This window comes from Kangiella shandongensis (assembly GCF_020005365.1).
Classification (GTDB): Bacteria; Pseudomonadota; Gammaproteobacteria; order Enterobacterales; family Kangiellaceae; genus Kangiella; species Kangiella shandongensis.
Genome location: NZ_JACNML010000006.1, coordinates 44,361 through 58,324 on the forward strand (window position 1 = coordinate 44,361; position 13,964 = coordinate 58,324).

The 13,964-nt window shown below is 47.5% G+C and carries 14 protein-coding genes; 11 read left to right on the forward strand and 3 right to left on the reverse strand.

The annotated features are described in order from the left end of the window. The first annotated feature begins 419 nt into the window (after nucleotides 1-419). From sfsA to acs, 9 genes are all read left to right on the forward strand, one after another. Nucleotides 420-1,160, forward strand: a complete 741-nt coding sequence (gene sfsA / locus H7708_RS08200) for a DNA/RNA nuclease SfsA (RefSeq protein WP_223670053.1) — start codon at nucleotides 420-422, stop codon at nucleotides 1,158-1,160. A 172-nt stretch (nucleotides 1,161-1,332) separates the two neighbouring features. Further along, nucleotides 1,333-1,779 (forward strand): RNA polymerase-binding protein DksA, encoded by a 447-nt coding sequence (gene dksA, locus H7708_RS08205; protein ID WP_223670055.1) that lies wholly within the window; start codon nucleotides 1,333-1,335, stop codon nucleotides 1,777-1,779. 6 nt (nucleotides 1,780-1,785) lie between these two features. After that, the gene (gene gluQRS, locus H7708_RS08210) at nucleotides 1,786-2,754 is read left to right on the forward strand and encodes a tRNA glutamyl-Q(34) synthetase GluQRS (RefSeq protein ID WP_223670057.1); all 969 of its coding nucleotides are present in this window, start codon (nucleotides 1,786-1,788) and stop codon (nucleotides 2,752-2,754) included. Between the two features lie 126 nt (nucleotides 2,755-2,880). Next, nucleotides 2,881-4,140, forward strand: a complete 1,260-nt coding sequence (gene pcnB / locus H7708_RS08215) for a polynucleotide adenylyltransferase PcnB (protein WP_223670059.1) — start codon at nucleotides 2,881-2,883, stop codon at nucleotides 4,138-4,140. 16 nt (nucleotides 4,141-4,156) lie between these two features. Then, nucleotides 4,157-4,678 carry a 2-amino-4-hydroxy-6-hydroxymethyldihydropteridine diphosphokinase gene (gene folK, locus H7708_RS08220; RefSeq protein WP_223670061.1) on the forward strand — a complete coding sequence of 174 codons (522 nt, stop codon included), beginning with the start codon at nucleotides 4,157-4,159 and terminating at the stop codon, nucleotides 4,676-4,678. Then, nucleotides 4,668-5,318, forward strand: a complete 651-nt coding sequence (locus H7708_RS08225; protein ID WP_223670063.1) for a deoxynucleoside kinase — start codon at nucleotides 4,668-4,670, stop codon at nucleotides 5,316-5,318. The genes folK and H7708_RS08225 overlap by 11 nt, the downstream gene beginning before the upstream one ends. Nucleotides 5,319-5,341: 23 nt before the next feature. Continuing rightward, entirely contained in the window at nucleotides 5,342-6,136 is a 795-nt protein-coding gene (panB, locus tag H7708_RS08230) for a 3-methyl-2-oxobutanoate hydroxymethyltransferase (RefSeq protein ID WP_223670064.1), read from the forward strand. Between the two features lie 16 nt (nucleotides 6,137-6,152). Continuing rightward, nucleotides 6,153-7,019 (forward strand): pantoate--beta-alanine ligase, encoded by an 867-nt coding sequence (gene panC / locus H7708_RS08235; RefSeq protein ID WP_223670066.1) that lies wholly within the window; start codon nucleotides 6,153-6,155, stop codon nucleotides 7,017-7,019. A gap of 114 nt (nucleotides 7,020-7,133) precedes the next feature. Further along, complete coding sequence (gene acs / locus H7708_RS08240; RefSeq protein WP_223670068.1) at nucleotides 7,134-9,065, forward strand: acetate--CoA ligase; 1,932 nt, start codon at nucleotides 7,134-7,136, stop codon at nucleotides 9,063-9,065. 10 nt (nucleotides 9,066-9,075) lie between these two features. On the opposite strand, the gene H7708_RS08245 is transcribed toward acs, so the two are convergent. Further along, nucleotides 9,076-9,945, reverse strand: coding sequence for a DUF1853 family protein (locus tag H7708_RS08245; protein ID WP_223670070.1), 870 nt, complete (start codon nucleotides 9,943-9,945; stop codon nucleotides 9,076-9,078). 419 nt (nucleotides 9,946-10,364) lie between these two features. Here H7708_RS08245 and H7708_RS08250 point away from each other — a divergent pair, with 419 nt between their 5' ends. Then, nucleotides 10,365-11,063 (forward strand): response regulator, encoded by a 699-nt coding sequence (locus H7708_RS08250; protein ID WP_223670072.1) that lies wholly within the window; start codon nucleotides 10,365-10,367, stop codon nucleotides 11,061-11,063. Next, the gene (locus H7708_RS08255; protein ID WP_223670074.1) at nucleotides 11,044-12,447 is read left to right on the forward strand and encodes an ATP-binding protein; all 1,404 of its coding nucleotides are present in this window, start codon (nucleotides 11,044-11,046) and stop codon (nucleotides 12,445-12,447) included. Before H7708_RS08250 ends, H7708_RS08255 begins: the two co-directional genes overlap by 20 nt. Here the strand turns inward: H7708_RS08255 and H7708_RS08260 are convergent. Next, nucleotides 12,440-13,108, reverse strand: coding sequence for a LysE family translocator (locus tag H7708_RS08260; RefSeq protein WP_223670075.1), 669 nt, complete (start codon nucleotides 13,106-13,108; stop codon nucleotides 12,440-12,442). The genes H7708_RS08255 and H7708_RS08260 overlap by 8 nt on opposite strands. A gap of 5 nt (nucleotides 13,109-13,113) precedes the next feature. Then, nucleotides 13,114-13,890 (reverse strand): DedA family protein, encoded by a 777-nt coding sequence (locus tag H7708_RS08265; protein WP_223670077.1) that lies wholly within the window; start codon nucleotides 13,888-13,890, stop codon nucleotides 13,114-13,116. Nucleotides 13,891-13,964: the final 74 nt, after the last annotated feature.

Below are 13,964 nucleotides of genomic sequence, written 5' to 3' on the forward strand. Positions count from 1 at the left end.
AGCAAAGCTTACCCTACGAGTATTATTTTTCTATTTCAACAAATTTTATGTGTCAGTTTGCATCAATTAATAACCTGCAGAAATAAATCAAATATACATTAATCAGTATCTATGCAATCAGAAAATCTAAATTCCTAGTATGCCGGTATAATATCCTTGTCCTTGTACAAAACTTACTCTCTACTACCATAAGAAATTTTAATGGATGATTTTAAGGAGAGTTATTTACTCCTTCAAGGTTAGATTTCTATTGCAGCTTCTTTTTCTGAGTACCAACAGCAGATTCGTCTGTAAAAAGATTGCCGCGTTCGTTTCACGAACTCGCAATGACGCGATTAAGTTCACTGCGATAACGTTTATTGTTCAATAATCCTTCTGTACAATGCGTTCACTTATTCACCAACAGCGATAGTTACCTTTTGAAACTCTCTCCACCTTTAATCAAAACCACTTTACTCAAACGCTACAAACGCTTTCTGGCGGATGTGGTAAGCAATGAATATGGCGAGTTTACGGCTCATTGTCCGAATACGGGTTCGATGAAGAATTGTTGGCAGGAGGGTGATACGGCGTGGTTGCTGGATTCGCAAAATCCAAAACGAAAGTACCGTTACACCTGGGTATTAAATCAGAATCAAGATGGCGACTGGATTTGTATCAATACCCATTTGGCAAATCAAATCGTGCGCGAAGGTATCGAGGATGGCGTTGTCGAGGAGTTGCGGGGATATGATTCGTTACAGCAGGAAGTAAAGTATGGCGAGGAAAACAGTCGGATCGATCTATTATTAACGGACAACAACAAGCCAGACTGTTATGTGGAAATTAAAACCGTGACTTTGCTTGAGTCTGGAATCAATAAAGAGTCCGGCGAGGAATTTGCCGCAGGCGCGGGGTTCTTTCCTGATGCGGTTAGCACGCGCGGACAGAAGCATTTACGCGAGTTAATTCACATGGTTGAACAGGGCCATCGAGCAGTATTGTTCTTTTTAGTTCAACACTCAGGGATCAAAACCGTCAGTCCCGCCGCCCATATCGACCCCAAATATGCCGAATTATTGACCAATGCAGCACAAAAAGGGGTTGAAATTTATGCATATAATACCCATATCACTGCCGCAGAGGTTAATCTGCAACAGGCCTTACCAGTAATTCTGTAGAAAATTCAACAGGTTGGCCAAAATAAACGCAAAATTTGCGCTTTTTTCGCAAATTCGGCTTTTCAATTGGTACTCATAGGGCTAATATCCCTCTTTCACTTTTCTAAAAGTTTGTCAATGCAGATTTGAAAAAGTGAACTGATTTACCATTAGTCATGGAGCATTAAATTCGATGCCACGTAAAAAAACAGCTACAAACACAACGTTAGAAAAACTTGGAATTCAGCCTTATAAAGAGAAAAAAGGCGAAGAGTATATGAACGATGCTCAATACGAGCACTTCCGTCATATCCTCAACGAATGGAAAAAACAGTTGATGGAAGAAGTTGATCGTACCGTGCACCATATGCAGGATGAAGCAGCGAATTTCCCCGATCCTGTGGACCGAGCGTCACAGGAAGAAGAGTTCTCGCTGGAGCTGCGCACGCGTGATCGTGAGCGAAAGCTACTGAAAAAAATCATTCAATCTTTAGGCAAGATCGACGACGATGAGTACGGCTATTGTGAGTCATGCGGTATTGAGATCGGTATCCGTCGCCTGGAGGCTCGTCCAACCGCAGAGCTTTGCATTGACTGTAAAACGTTAGACGAAATTAAAGAGCGTCAATACGGTAGTTAGAGCGCGTTGCCCAAGCAGCCTGAAGATAAACAGCAGGATTCCCGAACTCATCAACCCCATGAGTTCGGTGGCGCTCTATCAACCTCACAAATAAACCTGATCCGTGGCCGTTTTGCGCCATCTCCTTCGGGGCCGCTTCATTTTGGCTCACTAATTGCCGCCGTCGGCAGCTTTCTCATCGCTAAAACATGTAATGCCGAATGGCAGGTTCGAATCGAAGATATCGATCCACCACGAGAAATCGAGGGCGCCACCGACACCATTTTGCGCCAACTGGAAGCCTTTGGCCTGCATTGGGATGGCCCGGTCATCTATCAAAGCGAAAGTATTCCCCGCTTCCAGCATATTCTGGCGGAGCTACAGTCCAATGACCTGCTTTATGCCTGCAATTGCACTCGCAAAAAAGTTAACGCTATCAGCGATAACGGGCGTTACCCGAATATCTGCAGCACGAAAGACTTAAGCTTCGATGGCGAAGTGGCGTGGAAACTGCGTCATGGTCAGGCAGACTATTCGTTTGTCGATCAAATTCAAGGAGCCTGCCACTTTGCCAATGATTTGTATCGGGAAGACTTCACCGTCAAACGAAAAGATGGGCTGATGGCGTATCAACTGGCGGTTGTGGTCGATGACATTGACGCTGGTATCGATCATGTCGTTCGTGGCAGTGACTTACTCGATTCAACACCTCGGCAGCTACGGCTATATGAGGTTTTGGGAAAAGAACCACCTCTGTGGTATCACCTGCCGGTTGCCATTAATCAGGATGGAAATAAGTTGTCCAAACAAAATCATGCCGAGGCCATTACCGAACATCAAGCCAGTCAGTTGCTGGTTCAGGCATTACAGTTTCTAGGGCAAAAAGCTCCAGCCGAGCTGCAACATGAAAACGTTGAGTCCATTATTGATTGGGCACTGGAGTACTTTTCCATACAAAAGATTCCCCAAAAACAACAAATCCCTTATTTTGACTAACGCTTGTGCTATTATTGCACAACACGAACAAACGTATGATTTATGAGCGCTTTTTTTTCAACTGTAAAAAAATGGTTTTCGAGACCGAGTCATGATATCCACAACAGTAGCAACACGCATTCAGCTATGACACAACCCAACCATATCATTACCCGCGACAATCATACGGTATCTCGCAAAGAAATCAGCGACAATGCCCTTAAGGTGTTGTATCGCTTAAGCAAAGCTGGCTACGAAGCCTTCCTGGTCGGTGGTGGTGTGCGAGATATTCTGCTTGGCTTACATCCGAAAGACTTCGATATCGCAACCAACGCGACGCCAGAGCAAATCAGAAAGTTATTTCGAAACAGCCGAATCATCGGTCGCCGTTTTAAGCTGGTACACATCCTGTTCGGCCGTGACATGATTGAAGTCGCCACTTTCCGCGCGCACTGTGATCAAAACATTGAGCAGGCATCGGAAGGTATGATCATCCGCGATAACGTCTATGGCGATATCGAAGAAGATGCCGAACGTCGCGACTTCACGGTCAATGCGCTCTATTACAATATTAAAGACTTCAGCGTTCACGACTACTGCGGCGGTTTAACCGATCTGCGTAAGCGTCAACTGCGAATGATTGGTGATGCCGAAACCCGCTACCGCGAAGATCCGGTTCGAATGTTACGCGCTATTCGACTGGCGACCAAACTCGATCTCACTATCGAACCGAATACACTCGACCCCATCGCCAAGCTGGCACCACTACTGGAGCAGGTGCCTGCTGCACGCCTGTGGGAAGAATATCGAAAGATGTTCCTGTCTGGCAAAGGGCTGGCAACTTTTAAGGCTTTACAACAGCATGAACTGCTGCAAAAGCTTTTCCCAGTGACCGAACATTTGCTGCACGAACATCCGGACTTTGAAGCTTTCATTGAGTCGGCGCTTATCAATACCGATAAAAGGCTGGCCGAAGACAAAACGGTCAACCCGGCATTTTTAATCGCGGTCATGTTATGGCAGCCGCTACTCGAACAGGCCCACCGGATGGAAACCAAAGGCGTGAACTTTAACGATGCGTTCTTTAAAAGCATGGGCAAAGTGTTAGGCAAACAGAGCCAGCACATTGCCATACCACGCCGCTATGGCCTCATCATCCGCGATATATGGGCTTTGCAGTTACGCCTGCCACAGCGTCGAGGGAAGAAAGTCTGGTCCATCCTGGAACACCCTCGCTTCCGTGCCGCCTATGACTTTTTAGTGCTGCGTGCGGAAGCGGATCCATCGTTGCGAGAAGTCGCGGACTGGTGGACAAAGTTCCAGGATGCGGATAAAGACACACAGCGCTCCATGCTGCCAAAACGCAAACGGCGCCAACCTAAGCGACGCAAGAAACCAAAGAACTAAAGCCGGTGCCAGTACCATGCCATCTGTTAGCTATATAGCCCTGGGCAGCAACTTAAACAATCCCAAGCAACAGGTTAAACATGCCTTGCTCGCACTGGACAGTTTACCTCACAGCTACCTGTTAGCTTATTCCAGTCTTTATCAAAGCGCTCCGATGGGACCACAGGATCAGCCGCCCTATGTCAACGCAGTCGCCAAGCTGGCCACAGAGCTGGCGCCGCTGGAACTGCTGGATGCGCTACAGTCTATCGAAAATGAACAGGGGCGCATCCGTGAAAAACGCTGGGGCGCTCGCACAATTGATTTGGATATTGTTCTCTACGATCATACAATCATGCAGACGGAGCGCTTAACGTTGCCTCACTATGGCGCAAAAGAGCGCGATTTTGTGCTGCGACCGCTGGCTGAGATTTCCCCTCTCCTGATATTTCCCGATGGGGAATCCGTGCAACAGGCGTTACAGCAGTGCCACAGTTACGAGTTGGAAAAAATTACAACTGATAATGACCAGGAGACAGTGAGTCGGCATGAATTATAAAATTCCACATAATTTTATCGCAGTAGAAGGTCCGATTGGCGTCGGTAAAACAACACTGGCCCGTAAACTCTCCGAGGTCCTGGGTAGCGAATTAATATTAGAAGAAGCCGAAGAGAACCCTTTTTTGGAGCGCTTCTATCAGGACCCCAAAAGTGGAGCCCTGCCGACTCAGCTTTACTTCTTATTTCAGCGAACACGGCAGCTACAGGACGTTCGTCAATCCGACATGTTCACCCCCCTCAGGGTAGCCGATTACTTGATGGACAAGGATCGCTTATTTGCACGCTCCACTCTGGACGAAGAAGAGTTAAGATTATATGAACAGGTTTACGATAACCTGACCATTGATGCGCCGAAACCGGATCTGGTGATCTATCTGCAAGCCGACGTTTCTGTTTTGGCTGATCGAATCAAAAAGCGCGGACGACGTGAAGAAGCGCCTATCGGGCAGGAATACCTACAGACCATATGCGATGCCTACACCGACTTTTTTTACTATTACCACGAATCGCCTTTGCTTATCGTTAATGCCTCAGGAATCGATCTGGTCGAAAATGAAAAAGACTTTGAGATGCTGCTGGAGCAAATCCACGCAACCACGTCTGGACGCAATTACTTTAACCCTCATCCCGCAGTTTAAACCGTACTGCCGAGAGAATTCAGATGAAGTACACAAGCATTAGTCACATCGAACAGTTAAAAGCAAAAGGTGAGAAATTTTCCTGTTTGACGGCTTATGACGCCACCTTTGCCAGCCTGATGTCGGATATTGGCATCGACGTTATTTTGGTCGGCGATTCTTTAGGGAACGTTATTCAGGGTCAAAAAACCACGGTTCCGGTCACCCTTGAACATATGGAATACCATATTGAGTGTGTTGCCCGAGCTAATCGTCATTGCCTAATCATCGGCGATATGCCTTATATGAGCTATAGCACCTCGGAAGAAGCCTACCAGACGGCGCGCCGCATTATGCAGGCCGGCGCGCAGATGGTGAAGCTGGAAGGTGGCGCCTGGTTGGAAGACACCATCCGCGGCCTGACCGATCGCGGCATTGCGGTCTGTACCCATCTTGGTTTAACGCCACAGTCCGTGGATTCATTAGGTGGTTTCAAGGTTCAGGGACGGGATGATGACACCGCCAATACCATGCTAAAAGACGCCAAACGTCTTGAAGCAGCAGGAGCCCGTATGTTGGTGCTGGAATGCGTCCCAAGCAAGCTGGCAAAAGAAATCGCGGAGGCTTTAACCATTCCGGTAATGGGTATTGGGGCCGGTGTTGACGTCGATGGGCAGGTTCTGGTTTTATATGACATGCTGGGCATTTCTCCATTCCGGGCTAAGTTCGTGCGTAACTTTATGGCTGACGCGCAAGGTGATATCAAGGCGGCTCTTCAGCTATACCATGACGAAGTCAAAGCACAGAACTTCCCCGCGGCAGAGCATTCATTCGAATAACGGATAGGACAATACTGTGAAGATCGTTCGCACCATCGCTGAGTTACAGGCAGAGCTAGCTGCCACTCGACGTGACAACAAAACTATTGGCTTTGTGCCTACCATGGGCAACCTGCATCAGGGACACCTTAGCCTGATCGATAAAGCGAAAGAGCACGCGGCATGCGTCGTTGTTAGTATTTTCGTTAACCCAACGCAGTTTGGTCCTAACGAAGACTTCGATGCTTACCCCCGAACCTTTGAGCAAGACTGCGACAAGTTAAACGCTCAGGGAGCAGATATTGTCTTTGCACCAACCGTCGACGACGTCTACCCGGATTATCAAAATACCCCCGCCCGCCCGAACCTAACTACGGTTCACGTCGCCGAATTAAGTCAAGATCACTGTGGCGGCTCTCGCCCCACTCACTTCGATGGCGTTACCACTGTTGTCTGTAAGCTGTTCAATATGGTGCGTCCCGATATCGCCGTCTTTGGACAAAAAGATTTTCAGCAACTGGCCATCATTAAGCGCATGGTTAAGGATCTCAATATTCCAATCGATATTGTTGGCGCTCCGATTGTGCGTGAACCCAACGGCGTTGCCATGAGCTCGCGTAATGGTTATCTAACGGAAGCTGAACTGGAGCAGGCGGCAGGTTTGCAGCAAACCTTGCAATGGGCCAAATCTCAGCTGGAAAATCATCTGCTCAATTTCGATCAGGTTGAACAAAGCGCAATTCAGCGCCTGGAAGAGCAGGGACTGCGTGTCGACTACTTTAATATCGCCAATGCCGAGACGCTGCAGGTAGCTGAAAAAAATGATACAGACATTGTCATTCTAGCCGCGGTATTCCTCGGTAAAGTCCGACTGATAGATAACATGACCCTATCACTGTCCTAGCTTCCTCAAGCTGAGACATTCTGCGCTGAATGTCTCGGCCAACAACTTTCCCCTGTCTAAAATTTGGTTTATGCTGAAGTAATAATAAAAGTTATTAGCGTTAGGAGTCAGCGTATGTCCGAAGTTAAAACCTATCCCATCATCAATAATCCGCAGCATAAGCCGCATATTGATGAAGAAAAGTATCACCGCATGTACCAACAATCGCTCCAGGATCCCGATAAATTCTGGTCACGAATGGCACATCAGTTTATTGACTGGTTTGAACCCTGGGATGAAGTCAGTAACGTTGACTACCACAAGGCTGAAATTAGCTGGTTTAAGGGCGGCAAGCTGAACGTCAGTTACAACTGTATCGATCGCCACCTCAAAGACAAGGCCGACCATACCGCCATTATCTGGGAAGGTGACGAGCCGGATCAGCAGCGTTATATCAGCTTTCAGGAACTGCACGACGAAGTCTGTCAGTTCGCCAATGCCTTAAAGGCTCGCGGTGTGAAAAAAGGCGATCGGGTCTGTATCTATATGCCCATGATCCCGGAAGTAGGGTTTGCCATGCTGGCCTGTGCCCGCATAGGAGCTATTCATTCGGTAGTCTTCGGCGGCTTCTCCCCGGAAGCCTTAAAGAGCCGTATTCTGGACAGTGACTGCCACGTTCTGATCACGGCCGATGCCGGTGTACGCGGCGGTAAACAGGTTCCGCTAAAAGCCAACGCCGACACGGCGTTAGCAGGCTGCCCCGATGTTCATACGGTTATGGTGGTTAAAAGCCAGGACAATGATATCGAGTGGGACAGTGAGCGTGACGTTGATTATAACGAATTTAAGAAAGACATGTCGACGGAGTGCAAGCCTGAAGTCATGGATGCCGAAGATCCATTATTCATTCTCTACACTTCTGGCTCTACCGGTAAACCGAAGGGCGTCATGCACACTTCTGGTGGCTATCTGCTCTATACCGCCATGACTCATAAATACGTCTTTGACTACCATGAAGGCGATATTTACTGGTGTACCGCCGACGCCGGTTGGATTACTGGTCATTCTTATATTTTCTACGGCCCGCTGGCGAATGGGGCAACCACGCTCGTCTTTGAAGGCGTACCCAATTATCCGACACCATCTCGCCTGTGGGAAGTGGTCGACAAACATAAGGTCACCATATTCTATACCGCGCCAACGGCTATTCGCGCCTTGATGGCCGGCGGCAATGAGGCAGTAACCAAGACCTCGCGTCATTCACTGCGCGTTTTAGGAACGGTCGGCGAACCGATTAACCCGGAAGCCTGGGAATGGTATTTCCATGTTGTAGGAGACGAGCGCTGCCCCATCGTCGATACCTGGTGGCAAACCGAGACCGGAGGTATTTTAATTTCCCCCCTGCCCGGCGCGACACCACTAAAACCCGGCTCCGCAACCCGCCCTTTCTTCGGGATCGAGCCCGCACTGCTGGATAATGATGCCAACGAGCTTGATGGCGTTGCCAGCGGCAGTTTAGTCATGAAACACTCCTGGCCCGGTCAGATGCGCTCGGTCTGGGGCGATCATCAACGCTTCTACGACACCTACTTTTCACAGTTCCCCGGTTACTATTTCTCCGGCGATGGCGCACACCGCGATGGTGACGGCTATTACTGGATCACTGGCCGAATGGATGACGTGCTGAACGTTTCCGGCCATCGCATGGGAACGGCCGAGATAGAAAGTGCCCTGGTCCTTCATCCGAAAGTTGCAGAAGCGGCGGTTGTCGGCTATCCACACGATATCAAGGGGCAGGGCATTTATGTCTACGTCACCTTGATGAAAGGTGAGCAGAGCTCGGATGCATTGAGAAGCAAACTGGTCGCACACGTTGCAAAAGAAATAGGCCCCATCGCCAAACCTGATAAACTGCAGTTTGCTGCTGATTTACCTAAGACACGCTCCGGTAAAATCATGCGTCGTATCTTGAGAAAAATTGCCGAAGATGATGTCGAAAATATCGGTGACACATCAACGCTGGCCGAACCGGCGGTCGTCGAGAAATTGATTGAAGAAAAGCTATAATACTCGAATCTCAGGAAGGCTGAAGCACTCGTGCTTCAGCCTTTTCTAACCAATCCTCGGTAACAATAAAACCTCGCATCACTTCTACAGCCCCTCTCATCCCTACCACCTGTTGAATTTTCTGAAATGGGTAACGCTCGTTATGCCCATGAATAAGAAAGGTTTTTTTATCTATAACTTTCAGTTCTGCTTTTTCTTCATCTGTGACATCTGATAACCAGTAGGTTTTGGGTAACAGAAACCACTCAATATCAGAGCTCAGCTGCAGGTGAGCAAAGTCCTGCCAGGTCGTCCAGAATCCCTTTAAATGCTTCGAGTTAACCTCTTTGGGGTAGGCAAAATCTTCCTCTATAAATGACTCAAGAGGATAAAATAAACGGCCTCGAGTCAGTACTTTTTTTTCATCAATGTAAATATCTTGCTGGCGTAACCAGTCTTTAATCGCCAGATCATCGGACAGCTTCATCTGATGAGAAAACAGACGGTGGTATTTACTATCAAACCGATCGCGCAGATTTGGCCCGACCCAGTCACTCAAGTTATCCCCCTGCCCCACCTGCAGATAAAACTTCACTGCCAGTTCACAATGAATACTGCAGTCAAAAACTTTGTCGTATAGGATGGAGTCAAACTCGCCAAAGGTATGGTTATCAATAATAACCTGTAGATTATGCGCGGTTACTTCGAGGCTGTCGCAGTGTGCCGTCAAATGTTGCCATAACTGTTCAAAATAGACCCCTAAGCGGTGCGTTTCCTTATAGTCAAAAGCGCCACGCAAGGACATACGGCTAACGAGCTCGGCAGTACTATGACGACGAGATAATGCCAATAAATCTGATGACTGAAGAAGCCAGGCTAAATCATTTTGGTAACGAGACATCCACCTTCCGCTGTAACTCTTCCATTTGGTTTTTGCTATCATACCAAAAAAAGCTCTCTCAGGAGCAGGGGCAGATATTGATCGGAAATAATAACTACAGTCAGGCAAAAAAAGGGACCGCTTAATCAAGCAGCGGTCCCAATTCACTAGAGGTATGAATCTTACAGGGGTAGTCTTAACAAGGAGAGAAAATTCATACGAAGGTTTGAGGTTAATCGTTAGCTATAACCGCTTACCTTGACTAACACTATACCGCACAAAGTTGTTAAAATGTTTCTGTATTTAGTAAAAACTAAGAAAAGTTATGTAAAGGATACTGACTATTCTTTACACTGGGAGTCAGCGGTGCGTGGTAGTATTCGCTCATATACCGAGTAAATAAAGAGTATAATAACCTCTGCTGTCACTAGGGAAAACTTATGGCCAAATTATTATTAGCTGACGATGACATCGAACTTTGCCAACTGCTACAGGAATACCTGTCACAGGAAGGTTTTGACATAACAGTGGCCCACGATGGCGCGACTGCGGCACAACTGATCCTTAACGATACGTTTGATCTCATGATACTCGACGTCATGCTGCCAAACTTGAATGGGTTCGATGTACTGAAAGAAGTACGCAAAGCATCTCAAGTTCCGATCCTGATGCTGACGGCCAGAGGCGATGAAGTGGATCGCATTGTTGGCCTCGAGCTGGGGGCTGATGACTATATTGGTAAACCGTGTAACCCAAGAGAACTCACCGCCCGTATTCGTTCAATCTTAAGACGTACTGAGACGGACTATAGCAGTAACAAGAAAAAATTGCGCTCGATTCATCTGGACGATTTATATATCAATCCGGGCTCGCGCGAAGCATTGGTTAATAACCAGGCCATCAAGTTAACCGCAACCGAGTTTGATATTTTATATCTGCTTACCAGTCAAGCCGGTGAACTGGTTAAACGCGACGACTTATCTGAAAAATGTTTAGGTCGCTCACTCGAGGCTTATGATCGAAGTATTGATATGCATATCAGTAATTTAAGACGTAAGCTCGGTACCGATATCAAAGGCGAAGAACGTATCAAAACGGTCAGGGGCGTTGGCTATCAGTATGTTTCGCACGATACGTAAGCTAACGCAACCAAGTTTATTCTGGAAAATTTTTCTATGGTTTTGGTTAGCCACCCTGCTAACCTTAACCAGTATTATTTTTCTCTACAGCGTAACCTCTCAGGATACCCGCCTCGTACCGACCTCGCCGGAAGAGTCTGAGCTATTAAGGCAAACGGCGATTACGGTGCAGTTACGCCATGTCATCGAAGAGTACCAGAATGGCCTGCCCATTCAGCCGAGCGGGACATCGAAAGAACTCGATAATACGTTTATTCTCAATAATCAAGGCTATGAAATATCCGATAAAGAAGTTCCGGACGTCATTTATCAACTAAGAGCTTACTATAAACAGCGTAATCGTCCTGCCACCGTTACCATCAACAACTACTCTTATTCAGGCCCCGAAATTGTTTTTAGTCGTGGCCAGTACTATTTATTATTCATCAAGAAAAAGAGTCAACAGCATTTCAGCACCCTCATTACCGAGTTTTATCACAGCATCAGTATCTGGCAGTTACTGGCCGCTCTCGGTATCAGTTTCCTCGTCTGCTTTGCCCTCACCTGGTATTTAACGCGACCGATCCGGCAGTTGCAAAGAGCCACAAAAGCGATTGCCCAGGGCGATCTACAAGCACGAGCGAAAGACTATATTGGCAAGCGTGGCGATGAGTTCTACGATCTTGCCGAAGATTTTGATCTGATGGCTGATCGCATTAACCGCATTATTATGTCGCAGAAGCGCTTATTGAGCGATGTCTCTCACGAGCTGCGCTCTCCCCTGACACGAATGCAGATTGCGGCCAGCTTAGCGCAAAAGCACAGTCACTCAGAGTGTGCCAACCACATCGATCGGATTGAGCTAGAAGTTGAAAGATTGGATGAGCTGATTGGAGAGTTATTGCAAGTAGCCGCGCTGGAACGTGGCCATCAGCACGGCAACCCCGATACCTTTGTCGTCAATGATTTACTCGACGTCATCATTAGCGACGCACAGTTTGAGGCTAAAGCTAATAATAAAAAAGTGGAATTACTGGCTAGCCCCACCATCAGCTTCAAAGGATTTTATAATTTATTGGCACGCTCAATCGAAAATGTCATTCGCAATGCTATTCGCCATACTCCTGACGGCACCAAAATCACGGTACAGATCAAAGACGCTGGCCACCACTTCCTCATTATCATTACCGATCAGGGCCAGGGCATAGAGCAGGAACACCTCAATAAAATCTTTGAGCCGTTTTACCGCCCAACAGAAGCTCGAGAGCGAAGCTCTGGTGGCACAGGGTTAGGGCTCACCATCGCTAAGCGTGGCGTTGAAGTGAATGGCGGCAGTATCAGTGCCGAAAATGCGCCAGATGGCGGCTTAAGAGTGACCATGACACTTCCTAAAAGCATCATATAAAACGACTGACGATATTCCATAAAAGAAACAGCGCCAGGGCAATCAGAAAGCCGCCCAGAATACGATCAATCCAATGCCCAAAATGGTTAAAGAAGCCTCTGACTGTATTGCTGGCCAAAATGTAAGAGAGGAACGTAAACCAGGCTGCTGTCGCAATGGCCATCCATACGCCGTAAAAACCCTGCACCGCGAAAGGGGTATCGGGTCCAATCAGCGTGGTAAACAGCGACAGAAAGAACAATGTTGCCTTCGGATTAAGGACATTGGTAATAAAGCCTTGCCGAAAGGCCTTAGCATCGGTCATCTGCACCTGTGGTGCCTTTTTCTCGACCTTTCCCAGCGTAGAATGCGCCTGAGAGCGTAATGCCCCCCAGCCAATGTAGGTTAAATAAGCGGCTCCAGCTAACTGGATCAAAGTAAAGAGCCACTCGGTGCTCTGGATGATCAAGCCAATACCCAGCACGGCATAAGCAACATGCACAAAAATCGCCAAACCAATTCCCAGGCTGGTAATAATGGCGTAACGCCGCCCAAAGGTAATGGACTGGCGCATCACAATCGCAAAATCAGGGCCGGGGCTAGCCACGGCTAAAGCATGAGCCGAGGCTATCAGGACAAACTGCTGCCAGTACTGACCAAGTAAAGTAATAAAGTCCTGCAAACCAATTACCCTATAACCTTCAATATTTTTTGCGATAGCTCAAACATCAGGGAGCCAAAGGAGCTGACAATAAGAAAGATAATAACAGCCACCAAAACGGTAATCGTCGCTGATAATTTTAATTCAAAATAGTTGCTTAACGCTGCTTTCTCACCTTGCCTGCTTAGTTTTCGGCGGAGCCATAACTGTTTCATATGACCACCCAGTAACCATAGGCAGACAGCCATGGTGATAATACAGCTGAGTAAAACGATGACTTGTGTTTTCTCAAAACTCAGTGCTGCGCCCAATACAACTCCAGGCATTAAATAGACTGGTGCCCAAATCATGCTGGCGATCAGCACTGCGATTAAGAACTTCTTTGCGGGCATATCCAGAATGCCAGCAATTAACGAAATAACCGCACGGATAGGACCAATAAACTGCCCTATCAAAATACCGGCAAAGCCATGCCGCTTAAAAAAATCTTCTGCTCGATGCAACAATTTTTGGTGGTTTTCGACCCACGACCAGTGGTGGACTCGCTCTTTAAACGCAACACCGACTAAAAATGACAATGACTGCCCTGAAGCCGCGCCGGCGAAACTGAAAAAAGCAATCGGCCAGAAACTCAGTGTTCCAGTTCCAATCAGGCTACCAACGCCAACCAGCAGCAACCACCCCGGCATCGCCAGACCGATAATGGCCAACGATTCTAGAAAGGCAATAGCAAATACTACCGCCCCGGCCCAATGCGGGTTGGCTCGTATCCACTCAATGATATTATTTACGATCTCTTCCATGGGAGCTAATAATGAATAAAGTCTGACAAAAAGTCGACAACTATTTGTAAGCTTTTATTGCACAGCTCCCAATG